Annotated in this window: 12 protein-coding genes; 5 read left to right on the forward strand and 7 right to left on the reverse strand. The window is 74.5% G+C overall.

Annotation, left to right across the window (positions count from 1 at the left end; genetic code table 11):
- From AC3EUJ_RS02695 to lhgO, 6 genes are all read right to left on the reverse strand, one after another.
- Positions 1 to 460, reverse strand: a 460-nt coding sequence (locus AC3EUJ_RS02695; protein WP_431959589.1) for a DUF6114 domain-containing protein, incomplete at its 3' end; no start/stop codon positions are given.
- Between the two features lie 20 nt (positions 461 to 480).
- The gene (locus AC3EUJ_RS02700; RefSeq protein WP_431959234.1) at positions 481 to 1,131 is read right to left on the reverse strand and encodes a DUF6230 family protein; all 651 of its coding nucleotides are present in this window, start codon (positions 1,129 to 1,131) and stop codon (positions 481 to 483) included.
- 86 nt (positions 1,132 to 1,217) lie between these two features.
- Positions 1,218 to 1,871: a DUF6230 family protein gene (locus AC3EUJ_RS02705; RefSeq protein WP_431959235.1), complete on the reverse strand. Its 654-nt coding sequence runs from the start codon at positions 1,869 to 1,871 to the stop codon at positions 1,218 to 1,220.
- Between the two features lie 41 nt (positions 1,872 to 1,912).
- Complete coding sequence (locus AC3EUJ_RS02710) at positions 1,913 to 3,517, reverse strand: PrsW family intramembrane metalloprotease (RefSeq protein ID WP_431959236.1); 1,605 nt, start codon at positions 3,515 to 3,517, stop codon at positions 1,913 to 1,915.
- 67 nt (positions 3,518 to 3,584) lie between these two features.
- A complete protein-coding gene (gene trmB / locus AC3EUJ_RS02715; RefSeq protein ID WP_431959237.1) occupies positions 3,585 to 4,343 on the reverse strand; it encodes a tRNA (guanosine(46)-N7)-methyltransferase TrmB in 759 nt (252 codons plus the stop codon).
- A gap of 12 nt (positions 4,344 to 4,355) precedes the next feature.
- The gene (gene lhgO / locus AC3EUJ_RS02720) at positions 4,356 to 5,594 is read right to left on the reverse strand and encodes an L-2-hydroxyglutarate oxidase (protein ID WP_431959239.1); all 1,239 of its coding nucleotides are present in this window, start codon (positions 5,592 to 5,594) and stop codon (positions 4,356 to 4,358) included.
- Between the two features lie 740 nt (positions 5,595 to 6,334).
- On the opposite strand from lhgO, the gene AC3EUJ_RS02725 reads away from it, so the two are divergent.
- Entirely contained in the window at positions 6,335 to 7,801 is a 1,467-nt protein-coding gene (locus AC3EUJ_RS02725) for a glycoside hydrolase domain-containing protein (RefSeq protein ID WP_431959240.1), read from the forward strand.
- A gap of 277 nt (positions 7,802 to 8,078) precedes the next feature.
- On the opposite strand, the gene AC3EUJ_RS02730 is transcribed toward AC3EUJ_RS02725, so the two are convergent.
- The gene (locus AC3EUJ_RS02730) at positions 8,079 to 9,491 is read right to left on the reverse strand and encodes an NsdA family TPR-like regulatory protein (protein ID WP_018558441.1); all 1,413 of its coding nucleotides are present in this window, start codon (positions 9,489 to 9,491) and stop codon (positions 8,079 to 8,081) included.
- Between the two features lie 772 nt (positions 9,492 to 10,263).
- Here AC3EUJ_RS02730 and AC3EUJ_RS02735 point away from each other — a divergent pair.
- From AC3EUJ_RS02735 to AC3EUJ_RS02750, 4 genes are all read left to right on the forward strand, one after another.
- The gene (locus AC3EUJ_RS02735; protein WP_431959241.1) at positions 10,264 to 12,300 is read left to right on the forward strand and encodes an asparagine synthase-related protein; all 2,037 of its coding nucleotides are present in this window, start codon (positions 10,264 to 10,266) and stop codon (positions 12,298 to 12,300) included.
- A 156-nt stretch (positions 12,301 to 12,456) separates the two neighbouring features.
- Positions 12,457 to 13,110: a hypothetical protein gene (locus tag AC3EUJ_RS02740; protein WP_431959242.1), complete on the forward strand. Its 654-nt coding sequence runs from the start codon at positions 12,457 to 12,459 to the stop codon at positions 13,108 to 13,110.
- A gap of 629 nt (positions 13,111 to 13,739) precedes the next feature.
- Positions 13,740 to 14,951 carry a DNA polymerase III subunit delta' gene (locus AC3EUJ_RS02745; protein WP_431959243.1) on the forward strand — a complete coding sequence of 404 codons (1,212 nt, stop codon included), beginning with the start codon at positions 13,740 to 13,742 and terminating at the stop codon, positions 14,949 to 14,951.
- 213 nt (positions 14,952 to 15,164) lie between these two features.
- Positions 15,165 to 16,223, forward strand: a complete 1,059-nt coding sequence (locus AC3EUJ_RS02750; RefSeq protein ID WP_431959244.1) for a hypothetical protein — start codon at positions 15,165 to 15,167, stop codon at positions 16,221 to 16,223.
- Positions 16,224 to 16,264: the final 41 nt, after the last annotated feature.

The following is a 16,264-nucleotide window of genomic DNA, read 5'->3' on the forward strand; positions in this document are numbered from 1 at the left end:
CCCCCCCCCCCCCCCCCCCCCCCCCCCCCCCCCCCCCGCGCCCGCCGCCGCCCCAGTCGGGCACCGGCCGGGCGCGCCTTCCGCGGCCGCCGTCGTCGTCCCCGTCCGGTACCCAGCTGACGGCCATGGCCCCGCCGATGACGCCCAGCAGGAAGCCGAGCAGGAAACCGCCGAAGTTGGACAGCACCAGCGAGGCGACGGAGAAGACCAGGGTCGCGATGCCGGCGAAGGCGCGGTAGTGCGGGGCGAGCCACAGGGTGAGGCCCAGGACGACCAGGAAGACGCCCATGAGCAGGCCGGAGACACCGGCGATGCCCTCGTGGATCATGAGGGAGAGCGGGGCGAGTGGGATGGAGAGGATCTCCACCCCGGCGAGCAGGGTCCACACGCCGGCCCAGAAGGGACGGCTGCGGCGCCAGGTGCGGAAGCGGGACCGGAGGGCTCCGGCGCGGCTCAGCATGCGGGTCACGGTGGCCTCTCCTAGAAGCAGGAGTGGTCGCCGCGCAGCACCTGCAGATGCAGGTTCGGCAGCCGGAACGTGGCCGCGCTGACCGACCGCGTCTCCTGCCGCAGGTCGCGGACGCGGATGGAGGTCGCCTGCTGGGCGAAGGCCCCGGCCGGGCCCCGGACGCCGGGGACCTGGTCCACCGTCGAGGCGTCCTGGCCGATGTGGATGTCCTCGAAGACGGCGTCGCCCTTGAGGTCGTGGGCGTCGGCGATGAGGCGGTCGGCGCTCGCCGGGTCCGAGGTCAGCCGCAGCGTGACCGGGCCGATGACCGGTGCCGGCTGGACGACGGACTGGCACAGGTCGTGCAGGGTGGCCCGGCGGATGCCGGACAGCGCCTCCGGGTAGACCGCGTCACGGCCCCGGTCGAGGACGCCGAACTGTACGAAGCCGTCGCCCTCCAGGAGGGAGGAGGAGATCTGGAAGCTCTCTCCGGCGACGATGAAGGAGTTGGCCGAGACCCCGAAGGAGGCGGCGAGCGCGCCGGTGGCCAGGCTCGCGACGGCGGCGCCCGCGGCCGCGACGGTCGGCACCATGACGAGGGCGAGCCGCTTCCAGCTGGTTCGGCCGGAGGCGGCGGCCTGGGACGTGGCGGGCCGGGACTCGGTGGGCTCGGTGGTCAGCACACCCCGTCAACCGTGGGAAAGTCTGATCGGTCGCTCGGTAGCGGTCGGTAATCACCCCGACGGCCGTACGCGCTCGCCCATTCGGGTCAGAAGCAGGGGTTGGCGCCCTTCTTGACCGTCATGTGGAGGCCGTTCAGCCGGAAGGTGGCGGCGCTCACGGACTTGGTGGTCTGCCGCAGGTGGTCGATGGTGACGCTCTCGGCCTGCTGGCCCAGGGCGCCGGCCGGGCCCTTGGCCCTGCCCTCGGCGTCCGTCTTCGAGGCGTCCACACCGATCTGGATGTTGTGGAACGTGGCGTCGCCGGCGAGGTCGTCGGTGTCGACGATCAGCTGGTCGGCGTGGACGGGCGTGTCGCCGCCGCCCGCCGTGATCAGCAGGGTGACCTGACCGAGGCCGGGAAGGGAGGCGACCACGGACTGGCACAGGTTGTGGAGCTCGGCGGAGCTGATGGCGGAGACCGCCTGGGGGAAGTCGCCTTCGGCGGTCCGGTCGGCGGTCACGTACTGGGTGAAGCCGGTGCCGGTCAAGCGGTCTGCGGAGATCTTGATGTTCTGGCCGGACAGGGCGGTCATGGCCGGTGAGATCGCGAGGGAGACGGGCACCACCCCGGCCCCCGCGCCGACGGCCACGACGGTGGCGACGGCCAGGGTTGGTATGAGGACGACGGCCGTCCGCGTCCAGCTGGTGCGGCCGGAGGGACGGCAGCTGGAGCGACTCGTACGTCGTATCAGCGGGCTCACACGGACATTGCAACCCCGGCCGGGGAACCGGGCAACCGCAGTCAGCGGTGGCGGCCGCCCCGGGGGTCCCGGTAGGGGGCTGCGGTGGGCGGGTACCACCCCTGCTGCGGCGGCACCTGCTGCCCGCGCGGGCCCCAACGCTGGGGGTGCGCCTCCGGCTGCGAGGGCTGCTGCGGCCACGCCTGCGGGGCCTGGGGCTGGGGCCAGGGCTGCCCGTAAGGCTGCCCGTACGGTTGCGCGTAAGGCTGCCCGTACGGTTGCGCGTAAGGCTGCCCGTACGGCTGGACCTGCGGATACGGCCCGTACGGCGCTCCGGACGGGGGCGCCGCCCAGGGGTACACGGGCGGGAAAGCGGGCCGGATGGCGTGGGCCGCATGGGTGAGCGCGGGCTGGGCGACGGCCTTGCGCTCCCACAGGTGGTGGAGCAGCTCCTGCTCCCGCGCCTGGAAGTCCGCGCCGGCGGCCCCGCGGTTGGCCCGGGCGCGCAGGAAGGCGAGCGAGGTCGCGAAGGACACGTACTCGCGGACGGTGCGCGCGGCGTCCTTGCCCTGCGCGCGGTGGGCGGCGGAGCGGGCGAGGCCGCGGCCCTTCATGGAGCCGATGGCGGCGGGCTCGGGCAGGCTGAGCCAGCCGGCCATGGCGTACAGCGGCAGCTGGGTGCGGATGGTCTTCAGCTCGTTGGAGCGGGACCAGATCGCGAGCCAGACCAGTAGGCCGAAGAGCGGGATCATCAGCGTCGCGTAGACGGCGAGGAAGCCGAGCGGGCTGAACGAGGCGGAGCCGTTCCAGGTGCCGTGCAGGACCATCGCGAGCAGCCAGCCGCCGAGCGGGGCCAGCCAGCGGCGGGCCCGGCCGGGGCGGGAGGTGGCGGCGATGGCGAAGCCGATGCCGGTGAGCGAGGTGAACAGCGGGTGCGCGAAGGGCGTCATCACGATCCGGACGACGAACATCGCGGCGGTCGTGCCCAGGCCGCCGTCGGTCCCGTACGACTGGTCCTCGGCGAAGCCGGAGCCCAGGTAGAGGATGTTCTCGGTGAACGCGAAGCCGGTGGCGGTGAGCCCCGCTATGACGACGCCGTCGACGATCCCGGTGAAGTCGCGGCGGCGGAAGAGGAAGAGCAGCAGGACGGCGGCGCCCTTGGCACTCTCCTCCACGACGGGGGCCACGAAGGTGGCGCCCCAGATGTCGCTCTGGGAATCGCTGGCGGTGAAGGTCGTGGCGAGCAGCTCGGTCGCGTACTCGTTGGCGAGGATGGCCACCAGCGTGGCGGCGCACGCGCCCCACGCGAAGGCGAAGACCGCGTTGCGCAGCGGGGTCGGCTCCACCCGGTCCAGCCACAGGAAGGCCCCACCGAGGAGCGGGACCGGCAGGACCGCCAGGAGGAGACCGACCAGGAAGCCCTCCGTGCCGGTCTGCCGGCGCACCAGCGCCAGGATGATCACCCCGCACAGCGCGAGCACCGAGAAGAGCGCCACCAGCCGGAGCGTCCGGTTCTCCCAGAAGTGCCGGCGCGGCTTGTAGTGCCACTGCCCCGGCGCGGGCAGCGCGAACTGCGGTTGCTGCTGGTGTTCCGGATACTCGGGTACGCCCGGCTGGGCCGCCGGGCTCGGGAGCGGCGAGTCGGACGAATGCGAGTACGAGGACACCCGATGACCTTACGGGGCGGTGGCGGCGTGGCGCGATGGTGTTACGGATTACCGCGCGGCCGAACGTTCACCGGCGCCGGAAGACCAGGTCGTGGACGACGTGGCCCTTGGCGATCCCCTGGCGCTCGAACTTGGTCATCGGGCGGAAGGCCGGGCGCGGCTCGGCGTAGCCGCTCGCGGTGGCGTGGGCGTTGACCAGGGCGGGCTCCGCCGTCAGCACCTCCAGCATCTGCTCGGCGTACGGCTCCCAGTCGGTCGCGCAGTGCACGGTCGCGCCGGGCCGCAGCCGCGAGACGGCGAGGGCCACGAACTCCGGCTGGATCATGCGGCGCTTGTGGTGCCGGGCCTTGGGCCACGGGTCGGGGAAGTAGACCCGCAGGCCGGCCAGCGAGCCCGGGGCGAGCATGTCGCGCAGCAGCACGACGGCGTCGCCGTTGGCGACCCGGACGTTGCGCAGGCCCTCGCGCTCGGCGAGGTGGACGAGGTTGCCCTGGCCGGGGGTGTGCACGTCCGCGGCGAGGATGCCGGTGCCGGGGTCGGCGGCGGCCATCGCGGCGGTGGCGTCGCCCATGCCGAAGCCGATCTCCAGGACCACCGGGCGGTCCGGGGCGAGGTCCGCGTCGGCGAAGAGCTTGTCCAGGTCCAGCGGCGTGCCGTCGATGTCGACGCCCCAGTCCGCCCAGCGCCGCTCCAGCGCCGCCCGCTGGCCGTGGGTGACCCGGCCGCGGCGGGGGTGGAAGGTGCGGATGCGCTGCTCGGTGTGCGCGTTCGGATGAGGGTGGGAGGCGGGGCCGCCCGGGAAGTGGGGGGTGCGGGGCTTCGACATGATGCGTCGATTTTACGTACGCTCCAGCACCGTCAGTGCCCTGCGGGCGATCTCCCGGCCGATCGGCAGCGAGGCCGTCGCGGCGGGCGAGGGGGCGTTGAGCACGTGGACGAAGGGCCCGTCGCCCGTGATGAGGAAGTCGTCGACGAGCGTCCCGTCACGCAGCACGGCCTGCGCCCGCACCCCGGCCCCGGCCGGGACCAGGTCGTCGGCGGTCACCTCGGGCAGCAGCCGCCGCACGGACTCCACGAAGGCCCGCTTCGACAGCGACCGGCGGATCTCGCCGGCCTCGTAGCGCCAGTGGCGGTGGGCGATCCGCCAGGTGCCGGGGAACGCGGCGGTCTCGAGGAGGTCGCGGGGGCGCACGGTGCGTCGCCGGTAGCCCTCGCGGGCGAGCGCCGGGACGGCGTTCGGCCCGAGGTGCACGGAGCCGTCGACGCCGCGGGTCAGGTGCACGCCGAGGAAGGGGAAGGCGGGGTCCGGTACGGGGTAGACCAGGCCGCGGACGAGGCCGGCGCGGGCGGGGTGCAGCTCGTAGTACTCACCGCGGAACGGCACGATGCGCACGCCCGCGGCGCCTTTCCGGGTGGGGCCGGTGGCGCCGGCCATGCGGGCGATGCGGTCGCAGTGCAGGCCCGCGCAGTTCACCAGCGCCCTGGCCCGGACCGGCGGGCCGCTGCGGGGCTCGACGATCACGGTCCGCCCGTCGCGGTGGAGCGCGCGCACCTCCGCGCCGTACGTGATGCGGGCCTCGCCGCGTCCGCCCTCCGTGGTGAGGCGGGCCATGGCCGCGGCGACCGCGGTGAAGTCGCAGACCCCGGTCGTGCCGACGTGGATCGCCGCCAGACCGCGTACGTGCGGCTCCCGCTCGGCGATCTGGGCCGGGCCCAGCTCCCGTACGGGGATGTCGTTGTGCCGCCCCCGCTGGACGAGGGCGTGCAGCCGGGGCAGCTCCTCCCGTTCGGTGGCGACGATCAGCTTGCCCGTCACGTCGTGCGGGATGTCGTTGCCGGCGCAGAACTTCACCATCTCGGCGGCGCCCTGCGTCGCGTACCGCGCCTTGAGGGAGCCCGGGCGGTAGTAGATGCCGCTGTGGATCACGCCGCTGTTGTGGCCGGTCTGGTGGTGTGCGGGGCCGTCCTCCTTGTCCAGGACCAGGACGGAGGTGCCGGGGGAGGTGCGTGTGATCGCGTACGCGGTCGCGAGGCCGACGATGCCGGCGCCGACGACGACGACGTCCGCTGCCTCCATCAGTCTCCTAGCGAGGGGACCACCGGTTCCCGCCGGTGGGGGAATCGCTTCCCTGGCCTGTGGTGCCTTGTGTCCGTCCCGCAAGGGACCGGTCCGGGCTGGACCGCAACCCTCGGCTCGGAAGCCGCCCTTCAGGTGGGGAGCGGAGTCACATGCCCGATCACCCCTGTGGTGACCCACGTGAAGGCCGGGTAAACCTGCGAGGCGTGTCGCCATCCGGGCCCGAACCGAAGGACGATGCCCGACGTCCCACGGCTTCCCCGGGTCCGCGGCCCGGGGGAGCCGCTCGGGGAGCCGGTGGCCAGGCGTATGCCCTCCCAGCGGCGGCGTGGCCGCCGTCGCGGCGGCCAGGGCCTTCGCCTTCACCCGGCGCCGTTTCCTCGGTCCGCCTGCCCGCGGTCCCGTCGGCCTTGGCCGCACGCGGCGCCGGCCACGTCACCGCACGCGTCACAGTCGGGGCGCCGCGCTCCGTGCGGCCCGGCGGGCCAGTTGGGCGTGTGCTCCGGGAGCTTGGCAGGAGGAGCCATCGGGTGGCAGCAACATCACTGCCCGGGGGACGAGTTGCCTGCCGCCTTCGGGACCCGGTACGGGGGCGGCGCGGGGCGTGTGGGACTCTGACGCCTGCATTGCCCTTGCCCATCCGGTCGCCAGGTGCCGTAGCGCCTGGCGCGGAGGCTTGACCGCGTGGCGGCCGCACCGCCGCCACGCCATTGACCCAGGACATTGACAGAGAGGACCAGATGCCCCCTGCATGGCGTCTAGCCGTCATACCCGCCGCAGCGCTCACCGCGCTCGGCGCCGCGGCCCCGCAGGCCGCCGCTGTCACAGCCACCAACAGCACCAGCGTCACCTGGCACCTGTCCTACCAGTCCAACGCCGGCGGTTACCTCAAGGCCACCGGCACCGCCAACGGCCCGGTTGGCCGGGCCGTGAGCTTCCAGCGGTACTACTCGGGCGCGTGGCACACCCTGAAGTCGGGAACCACCACCTCGACGCACACCTTCTCCATCAAGACGTACAGCAACAGCGCGGCCACGTACACGCTGCGCGTGTACGTCCCGGCCTCGGGCAGCTACAAGTCCAAGACGGGTGTGAGCACCAGCGTCACGACCCACCTGAACAGCACCGGCGCCCAGCTGTCGGTGCCGGGCACCATCACCTGGGGTCGCACCGCGACGCTCAAGTTCACGGGGACGACCTTCGACTCCACGCGCACGGTCTACCTGCAGAAGCTGAGCAGCGGCAGCTGGACGAACATCACGTCCAAGGCGGTGACCGCCTCTCCGGCAGGCACCTGCATCAGCGGCTCAACGGTCAAGAACCTGTGCACCACGTTCAGTTGGAAAGCACCCTCGTGGGGCTCCACCACGCTGCGCGCGGTGGTCGGGAAGACCGCGCTGTCCTCGGCCGGGGTCTCCGCCGAGCACCGGAACACGGTCGTGCTGGCCTCCCCGTCGGTGGTCACCGGCGAGGCGTTCGACACCGCGAGCGCGCCGAGCCTGACCACCATGAACGCCTGGTGGGGCACCTCGCCGTACAAGGCCGTCGGCGTGTACATCGGCGGCGTCAACCGGTTCGACACCACCCAGGCCAACCTGACCCCCAGCTGGGTGACCAGCGTCTCCAAGACCGGCTGGAAGCTGATCCCGACCTACCTGGGTTCACAGCCGTACTGCACCACCAACACGGCCAAGAAGGTCCGGTTCGACGCGACCACGGCCAAGGACCAGGGCTCCGCTGACGGTGCCGACGCGGCGAACGCCGCCGCGGCTCTCGGCATCCGCCCCGGCAGCCCGATCTATGTGGACATCGAGGCCTACAAGGCCGGCGACGCCACCTGCAGTCAGGCGGTGCTCACCTACGTCCGGTACTGGGACCTGGCGGTGCACAAGCGAGGCTACTGGGCCGGTTTCTACAGCAGCGGCGGCTCCGGCGTCGCGGACATGGCCAAGGCGGCGAGCGCTTCCCCGCCGGCCACCAGCCTGCCCGACGTGATGTGGTACGCGGACTGGAACCACAAGGACGACACCGTCTCCACCAGCTTCGCCTACCTGCCCGGCACGCTGTGGACGGGACACCGGCGCGGCCACCAGTACGAGACCTGCCCCACCACGAACTACTGCACCAGTGAGAAGTGGGGCAGCGACCCGACGGCTCGCAGCCTGGACCACGACGCCTGGGACGCCCCCGTCGCGATCGTCGGCTGAGGCCGACCTCGAGGCCGCACCCGCCGGTCCCCGGTCCGTCCCGCGCCTTCGACGGGAGGGGCCGGGGCCGGAGGGTGCGTTCCGGACGCTGCGGCCCATGTGTGCGCTTGCCCGGGCCCGCTCTTCGTACCGCCCGCACGCACGTACCCGTGCGGTCCGGAATGCCCCGGCACCGGAACCCCGGTCCAGCCCTCCGAGGCTCCCCGGTCCCGGAGGCCCGGGGCACGCCCGTGACAGGGCGCCCGGTCCAGGGCGACCCGTCCGGCCAGGGCCCCGGCTACGCCGGCGCCGCCAACAGCGGCCTGGCCCGTTCGCGCAACTCGGCGACGCGCGGCTCGTTCCCGTACGGCTCCAGCCGGTGCAGAAGGTCCCGCACGTACTCCGTCGTCCGGGCCGACGAGATCCGCCCGGCCACCTCGACCGCCTTGACCCCGGCCGCACAGGCCGCGTCCAGGTTGCCGGACTCGAGTTCCGCGACGGCCGAGACGACGAGCCGCAGCCCGTGCGACCGCACGAACTCCTCCGTGGGCCGGGCGAGCGCCGTCTCCGTGAAGCGGCGCACCTGCCCGGGCACGCGCAGGTCGCGGTAGCACTCGGCGGCGTCCGCGGCGAGCCGGTCGTAGGAGTAGAAGCCGAGCCAGGGCGGGTCCGCGTCCCCGTCGCGGGCGCGGTCGAGCCAGGACTCGGCGGCGGCCAGGGCCGTGGCGCAGGCGGCGCTCTCGCCGGCCTTGGCGTGGGCGCGGGCCTCGACGAGGTGGAAGAAGGACATCGTGCGCGCCGTGGCGAGGCCGCGGTTGCGTTCGAGGGCGGCCTGGGCCAGGTCCACGCCTTCGTCGGCGAAGCCGCGGTACGTGGCCTGGAGCGACATCGACGCCAGCACGTAGCCCCCGAGGGGGACGTCGGCCGCGGCGCGCGCGAGCCGCAGGGCCTGGATGTAGTACCGCTGGGCGGCCTCCTGCTGGCCGGTGTCGAAGGCCATCCACCCGGCGAGCCGCGTGAGTTCCGCGGTGGCGCCGAAGAGGGAGCGGCCGACCTCGTCGCTGTACGAGCCGAGCAGCAGCGGGGCCGCCTCGACCCGCAGGCACTCGGGCACCATGCCCGAACGCCAGTCGCCGCCGCCGTACTTGGAGTCCCAGCGCCGGGCGTCCTCCGCGGCCTCGCGGAGCTTGGCGACGTCGGAGTGGCCGACGTGATGCGTGCCCGGGGCGGGGTCCTCGCGGGCGACGCGGGCGTCGGCCGGGGTTATCAGCCAGCGGGAGGCCGGCGTGACGTAGGCGCTGACCGCGAAGGAGCCGGCGAGGCTCTGCCAGATGCCGCCGCCGCCCGGGCCCCGGCGGCCGGGGTCGAGCTTCCACAGGTCGGTGGCGGACTTCACGGCCTCCCCGACGTCGCGGGGGAAGGCGAGGCCCACCTCCGGCGCGGGGTCGGCGTCGGCGAGGCCGATCTCGTGCAGCGGCACGGGACGGCCGAGCTTGCTTCCGATGGCCGCCGCGATGAGGTGCGGGGCGGCGCCCTGCGGCACCATGCCCTTGGTGACCCAGCGGGCGACGGAGGTCTTGTCGTACCGCAGGGTCAGACCGCGCTGGGCGCCGAGGTCGTTGACCCTGCGGGCGAGTCCCGCGTTGCTGATGCCGGCCAGGGCGAGAAGGGTGCCGAGTTTCTCGTTGGGCCCTCGGGGTTCTTTGGTCATGACCACTACCACCTCTCGCCGTAAGCGCGAGGGCCGCGTACGCCTGCCACGCCTGTCACACCCTCTCGACGCACCACAACGGCTGGCCCGGCGCCTCTTGTGGAGGTGTGCCGGGGCCGCCGCCGCCCGTCACCGGGCATGCGCCGGACCCCGAGCTGCCGGGACCATCGCTTCTCGGGTGAACCCAGCGTAGTTCGCCGTATCCCGCCCGTTAAGAGCTGTTGTCCCGGATGGCGAGATTCCTGCCCTGAATGCGGTCTGGCGACTCCTGCTGGTGGCGCGTGCTACCGGCGTATGCGGCCGTGCGCCCATCCGCGCGCTCTGTGCCGGTTCGGGCGGTAGCGGTTCCATGGTGGTGTGGGTTGACCCGCGGCTCTCATGTGCGGCTATGGGGGGTAGTGGCGGGTCAGGGGGCTCCGTCACCACAATCCCCGCGGGTGGCGGACCGGTCCGGGAGGTGCGCCACGCCTCCCGGACCGCGACCCCCACACGTAGCACAACGGACGAATGCGGGCTCCCCGGACATTGACCGGAAAATGACGTTTGAAATCCGGTGGCCCCTTCCAAGTGACCATTATCGGTGGGGAGTTGGGTCGAACCGGCCCACGCCGGACCGCGCGTGACGCGCCGTCCGGCGCTCAACCATGTCCTCATGCGCCTCTTTGTGCGCCGCTCCGTGGCAGCATGTTCATCGGACGGGGCGGCAGTTCGGCCTGCCGCGGGGCCGGTTGGCCACGGTGGCCCACGTAATCCACGACCTGTGGAGGCGGCGATGCGGTGGTTGGTGGGGTGGAGCAGCGCTGCCGTGGGACAGGTTCCCGGCGTGCGCCCCGACCGCACCCTGCAGCCCGTCGGCGCGCAACTGCTGTGGAGCGACCCCGATCCGCTGTGGATGGTGGGCGACTGGCGCCCCGACGAGGTGCGGATCGTCCACGCCGAGAACGGTTCCGTGGCGCGGCTGGCCGTGCTGGGCCGCTGCGCTGCCTCGGACACCGACCTGCGGGTGGGGCTGTTCGCGGCGCGCGGCGGGGCGCTGCGCCATCTGACGGCCTGGGCCGGGAGCTACACCTGCGTCCTGCAGATCGGCCGCCGCATCACGGTGCTGGGCGATCTCGCGGGTGCCCGGCCGGTGTTCCACACCCAGTGGGCGCGCGGCACGGCGTACGGCACGGCCGCGCTGCCGCTGGCCGATCTCACCGAGGCCGCCCTGGACGTGACCTACCTGGCGGCGCTGCTGGCCTGCCCCGACTCCCCCGAGGCGCTCGGCGAGGGCACCCCGTACGCCGGGGTGCGCCGGGTGCCGCCCGGGCACGCGCTGATCATGCGTGACGGCGTGCCCGAGGTCAGCGGTTACGAGCCCACCGCCTCGCTGGCCGTCGCCGGCACCCCGGCCGCCTCCACCGACCCGGACCGGGCGGTCGCCGGCATAGGCGACGCGCTGGTGGACGCCGTCCGTACGCGGCTCGCGCAGCCCCGCTTCGTACCGGACCCCGGCGAGGACCCGGCGCCGGGCATCGGCGCCGACCTGTCCGGGGGCAGTGCCTCCTCCACGCTCGCCCTGCTCGCCGCCGGCCTGCCGGGGATGCCGGGCACACCGCTCGGGCACGGCTCCGCGGCGGGGCAGCGCCTGCTGGCGGTGACCTTCAACGACCTCGCCACGGGCGGTGTCCAGGCGCGCGAGGCGGAACTGGAGCGCGCCCGCAGCATGGCCGCCGACCCCCGGCTGCACCACGTCGTCGTACCGGGCGGGCCGGAGGCCCTGCCGTACGCCGACCTCCTGGACAGCGGGCCGCTCACCGACGAGCCGGGCCCCTCGCTGGTCACCGCCGAACGGCACCGGCGGCGCCTGGCGGCCGGCGGCGCCGACCACTTCGTGGGGCACGGCGCACGGCAGGTGCTGGACGCCCATCCGGCGCGGCTGGCGGACCTGTTGATGGACCGGCGGCGGCGTGGCCTGCTGCGTCCCGTCACCGCCCTGGCTCGGGCGGAAGGGCCGTCGGGCCGCTCGGTGTTCGTGCCCTTCACGGTGTACCGGGCGGCGCGGCGGCTGGCGCGCACCAGTTACCGGCAGGGTGTGGAGGACGCCGCGGCACGGCTGCTGGCCCGGCGCTTCGAGGAGCACGGCGACGCGCTGGCCGCCTCTCTGGCGGCCCTCGCGTGGTGCCGACCCGGTCCCGCCGCGCGCTGGCTGACCGGCGAGGCGCTGGCCGAGGTTTCGGTTCGCCTGCAGGACGCGGCGGCCCGGCCGGGCACGACGGTGGAGCGCCCCGGAGAGCGCCGGGCGCGCGCCGCGCTCGCCCGGCACGCCGCCGACCACCGGGTCTTCGAGCAGGCCGCCGAGGTGCGCAGCCAGCGCCTGCACGCCCCCTTCCTGGACAACCAGGTGGTGCGGGCCTGCCGCGCGCTGCCCGAGACGCTGCGCGTCCAGCCGGGGGCCCGCGCCACGATCCTGCGTTCCGTCCTGGCGGGCGCGGGCATCCGCGAACTGCCCCCCGGCTGGGGCGCCAACTCCCATGTCTCCACGGCCGTCGCGGTCCGTGCGGGCCTGCGGGCGGCCGTCGACGACCTGCTCGACCTCTTCGAGGCCCCGCTGCTCGCGGACGCCGGGCTCGTCGAGGCCCGGGTCGTACGGGTCGCCCTCCGCGCGGCGGCGGACGGCGACCCGGTGCCCGTCGACGGGCTCACCGACCTGGTCGCCACGGAGGTGTGGCTGCGCCGGCTGCTGGCGCGGCGCGGCTCCTGCTGGACCGGCACGGAGGTGCCGGAACAGCGCGCCGTCGCCGGCGGGGTGCGGCGGCTGTCGCTGTAGGAGGCCAACGGCCGTGCGATTACGGTCATTTGGTGGGGCGTGCGCCCCACGAGTGTGCCGCCCAGGGGGATATGGAGGACGTTGCTCCACATATGTCCCCGGCTGGAAACGGACCCCGGCGCAGCCCTTCGCGCGGGTCTCCGGGACACTCGGAGCATGCGCATCCGTACCACGGCGGCGGCCCTCGCCGCCGCTGCCGTCGCCGCGGCCCTCCTGGGCCTGGCCGCGCACGCCTCCGGCGCGCCCGCCGACCGGCCCGGGCTCCGCCTCTACGACGAGACGCTGGGCAGGACGCGCGAAGCCGGCGCAACGGTGTGCACCTTCTTCTTCAGGGCCGAGGGCTTCGGCCCCGACCAGCCGGTCAACTGGACGGTCTCGTACGCCCGCGGCGAGGACGCGGTCGTCGGCACACTCGTCACCGGCGCCCAGGGCACCGGGAGCACCGACCGCGTCGTGCTCGCCGACGGTGCCTACCGGTTCCGGTGGGCCGGTTCCGACGCGAAGCCGCAGGGTTTCACCGTGGCCTGCCCGGACGGGACGGCGACGCCGACGCCGACGCCGCATCCGGGCACCCCGTCCGCGGGCGCCGTGCCCGGAGTGACGGCGGCGGCGTCCACCGGCCCGGGCACGGGCCTCCCCGGGACGGGGCTCACCTCCGCGACGACCTCCACCGGCCCCTCCACCGGCCCCTCCGACGTCACCGCGGGCGTGGCCGCCGCCCTGGCCGCGCTGGGCATCGCCTCGGTCACGGCGTTCGTCATGCTCTGCCGCAAGCCGGCTCCCCGCCGGCACCGCCGCGTCTCCGGGTGACCGGCCGCGCCCGGACGCCGTGTGCGGGTCGTTCGCGCCTGCGGCGGGCGTCCGCCCACCCCCTCGGCGCTCGCGGTTCACCCCCACATCATTGGGCGCCGGGTCCGCCGCTCGTCCCCTGCGGGGGCACCCCGCCACACCCCCTCCGGTCGTGTGGGCGCCTGGCGGCCGGAGGGGGGTTCAGAGAGGCACTTGCGGCAGCCCCGGACCGCCTTCTCACCCCCCACCGGCCGTTGGTCGCCGGCGATACGGAGGGGGCGGGGTCGTAGGGGTGGGTGTTCTGGACGCTGACGCATATGTGTTGTGCGGCACCCGGGGTCCGACCTGCACCGCCCGCCATGCACATAAATATGCGGTCCAGAATGCCCAGCCCCGGAGGCCCCGTCCCCGGCCCACCACGCACCCCGCGCAGGCGGCAACCAACCGCGCCGGATGGGAGTCCCCCCGGCCGAAGGCTGGGGGAGGGCGGGGGATGCCCGCCGCAGGCGCACACAACCCACACACGACAACCGGCCGCAACAACGACGCACCCCCGCCCCGCCCCGCAGGGCCCCGTGTCGGTGGCGTGCCCGACAATGGTGGGGCCGGGGAAGACACGGGCAGAGGGCAGCACAGGACGGGCGGACGCGATGGCGGTATGGGACGACCTGGTCGGCCAGGACCGGGTGACGGAGCAGTTGGCCGCCGCCGCGCGGGACGCGGACGCCTTCGTGACGGCGGTGGCCGCGGGCACCGCGCTCCCGGCGGCGTCGAAGATGACGCACGCCTGGCTGTTCACCGGCCCGCCCGGCGCGGGCCGTGACACGGCCGCCCGCGCCTTCGCCGCCGCGCTGCAGTGCGTGAGCCCGGACCGGGCCCTGGGCGGTGCGCCGGGCTGCGGCTTCTGCGACGGCTGCCACACGACCCTGGTCGGTACGCACGCCGACGTCGAGGTGGTTCGCACCGACCTGCTCTCCATCGGCGTCAAGGACACCCGCGACCTCGTCCGCCGCTCCACGCTGTCGCCCGCGTCCGGACGCTGGCAGGTGATCGTGCTGGAGGACGCGGACCGCCTCACCGAGGGCGCCGGCAACGTACTGCTCAAGGCCGTCGAGGAGCCCGCGCCCCGGACGGTGTGGCTGCTGTGCGCGCCCTCCGTCGAGGACGTGCTGCCGACGATCCGCTCGCGCTGCCGGCACCTGGTGCTGCGTACCCCGCCCGTGGACGCCGTCGCCGACGTGCTGATCCGGCGCGACGGCATCGACCCCGTGATCGCCGAGGCCGCCGCGCGGGCCACGCAGGGGCACATCGACCGCGCCCGCCGGCTCGCCACCGACGAGGGGGCGCGCAGCCGCCGCGCGGCCGTGCTGAGGCTGCCGCTGCGCGTGGACGACGTCGGGGGCTGCCTGAAGGCCGCGCAGGAGCTGGTGGACGCGGCGACGGAGGACGCCAAGCAGGTCTCCGAGGAGACGGACGCCAAGGAGACCGAGGAGCTGCGCGCGGCGCTCGGCGCGTCCGCGGGGGCGGGCAGCCGCATGCCGCGCGGCACGGCGGGCGTGATGAAGGAGCTCGCGGACCGGCAGAAGCGCCGGTCCACCCGTACCCAGCGCGACACCCTCGACCTGGCCCTGACCGACCTGGCGGGCTTCTACCGGGACGTGCTGGCCGTGCAGGTGGGCACGTCCGTCGCGATCGCGAACGTCGAGGCGCGGGACGCCGTGGAGCGGATCGCGGCGGCCTCGCGGCCGGAGAACACCCTGCGCCGCATCGAGGCCGTGCTCGCCTGCCGTGAGGCCCTGGACAGGAACGTCGCGCCGCTGCTGGCCGTCGAGGCGATGACGCTGGCGCTGCGCGCGGGCTGACCGCCGGCGCGGGAACCAGCTGCCCGGAGCGCCCCGCGCCCTTGATCATCCGGCGGACGGGTGATCGTTTGTGGTGCCCGCGCGTCGCCGCTCCCCGGTGTGCCCGGCCTTGCCGCAGGCTGCTGTGCGGTGCCCCCGGCCGCTGTCCCCGCGGGGGTGATCCCAGCGCACGGGATGCGCTCCCCCCTGCCTTTGGCGCGGGTGCCCCCACCCGTGCCCGCACCGTGGGGACGTCCCGAGGTGGTGCCGCACGTGCCCGAGGTGGCCGAGGTCGTCGTTCTGTACGCGCTGCTGACTGCGGCCGGAGCCGTCGCGGTGGCGCTCGCCCGCTCGGCGCTGCGGCACTGGTGGGAGCAGCGCGCCGGCCGCGCGTACGAACTGCCCGTCGAGCGCACCGGCACGGTGCTGCGCGGTGCCGGGTCCGCACTGGCCGCCGCGGTGGCGATCACGCTGGGCGTCTGCTCGCCGTCCGGCCCGCGGGACCCGTCGCCCTCGCCGCCGCGCCCGGTCACCGCCGCCGCGCCACCGCCGTCCCGGCCGTCGTCCGCGCCACCGCCGCGGCCGGTGCCGTCGGACCCCGTGGACGCCGGGCTGGAACCGCCGCGCACCCTCGGTCACCCGGCCGGCGGTACGCTCCAGGAATTGTCCGACGGCACGCGGGTCTGGCTGCCGCCGCAGTACGACTACCCGGACTCCGCCGGGCTCTACTTCCCTCTGGTCGTGGCCCACATCGACCCCGCCGACCCGGACCTGTTCGCCGGTTTCGCCGCCCAGTCGCTGCGCGGCATCGCCGATCCCTTCGTGGTCGTTCTGCCCGCTCGCTGCGACGCCGGCCCGGGCGCCGGTCTCGCGTCCGTCCCGGCCGAGCTCCCCCGGCTCTACCGCGTCCTGCCCGGCCGCCCCGCACGGGCGCTGCTGGGCGCCGACGGGGACGCGGCCTGCGTCGTACGGCAGCAGCTGACCGACCCACGGGGCTTCGCGACGGCGATCGGCGTCTCGGGCGACTACGAGGGGATCGACCGGTCCGGCCCGCCGCCGTACTTCTCCGCCGACGACGGCTACGCGGGGCGGGACATGCCGCGCCCCGCACTGCTGCTCGCCGTACCCTCCGGAGAGGAGGACGCCCGGCGCTCCGCCCTCGCCCTGCGGGAGCGGGTACGCGGCGTGTCCGCCGGGGTCCGGGTGCTGGACGGCATCGCCCCGCGGCGACGGCTCTTCGCCCTGGTCGCCGGGTACGCGACCGAGAAGCTCGACGGCCCGGACCGCCCCTGACGGCGCGGGCCGGAATCACCCGTACGAGGACTGTGGAGGAC

Source organism: Actinacidiphila sp. bgisy160 (assembly GCF_057707815.1).

Bases quoted from the DNA above. Each gene is read 5' to 3' on its own strand.
- trmB (WP_431959237.1), bottom strand. From the start codon at position 4,343: ATGTCGAAGCCCCGCACCCCCCACTTCCCGGGCGGCCCCGCCTCCCAC.
- lhgO (WP_431959239.1), bottom strand. From the start codon at position 5,594: ATGGAGGCAGCGGACGTCGTCGTCGTCGGCGCCGGCATCGTCGGCCTC.
- AC3EUJ_RS02725 (WP_431959240.1), top strand. From the start codon at position 6,335: ATGCCCCCTGCATGGCGTCTAGCCGTCATACCCGCCGCAGCGCTCACC.
- AC3EUJ_RS02730 (WP_018558441.1), bottom strand. From the start codon at position 9,491: ATGACCAAAGAACCCCGAGGGCCCAACGAGAAACTCGGCACCCTTCTC.
- AC3EUJ_RS02735 (WP_431959241.1), top strand. From the start codon at position 10,264: ATGCGGTGGTTGGTGGGGTGGAGCAGCGCTGCCGTGGGACAGGTTCCC.
- AC3EUJ_RS02740 (WP_431959242.1), top strand. From the start codon at position 12,457: ATGCGCATCCGTACCACGGCGGCGGCCCTCGCCGCCGCTGCCGTCGCC.
- AC3EUJ_RS02745 (WP_431959243.1), top strand. From the start codon at position 13,740: ATGGCGGTATGGGACGACCTGGTCGGCCAGGACCGGGTGACGGAGCAG.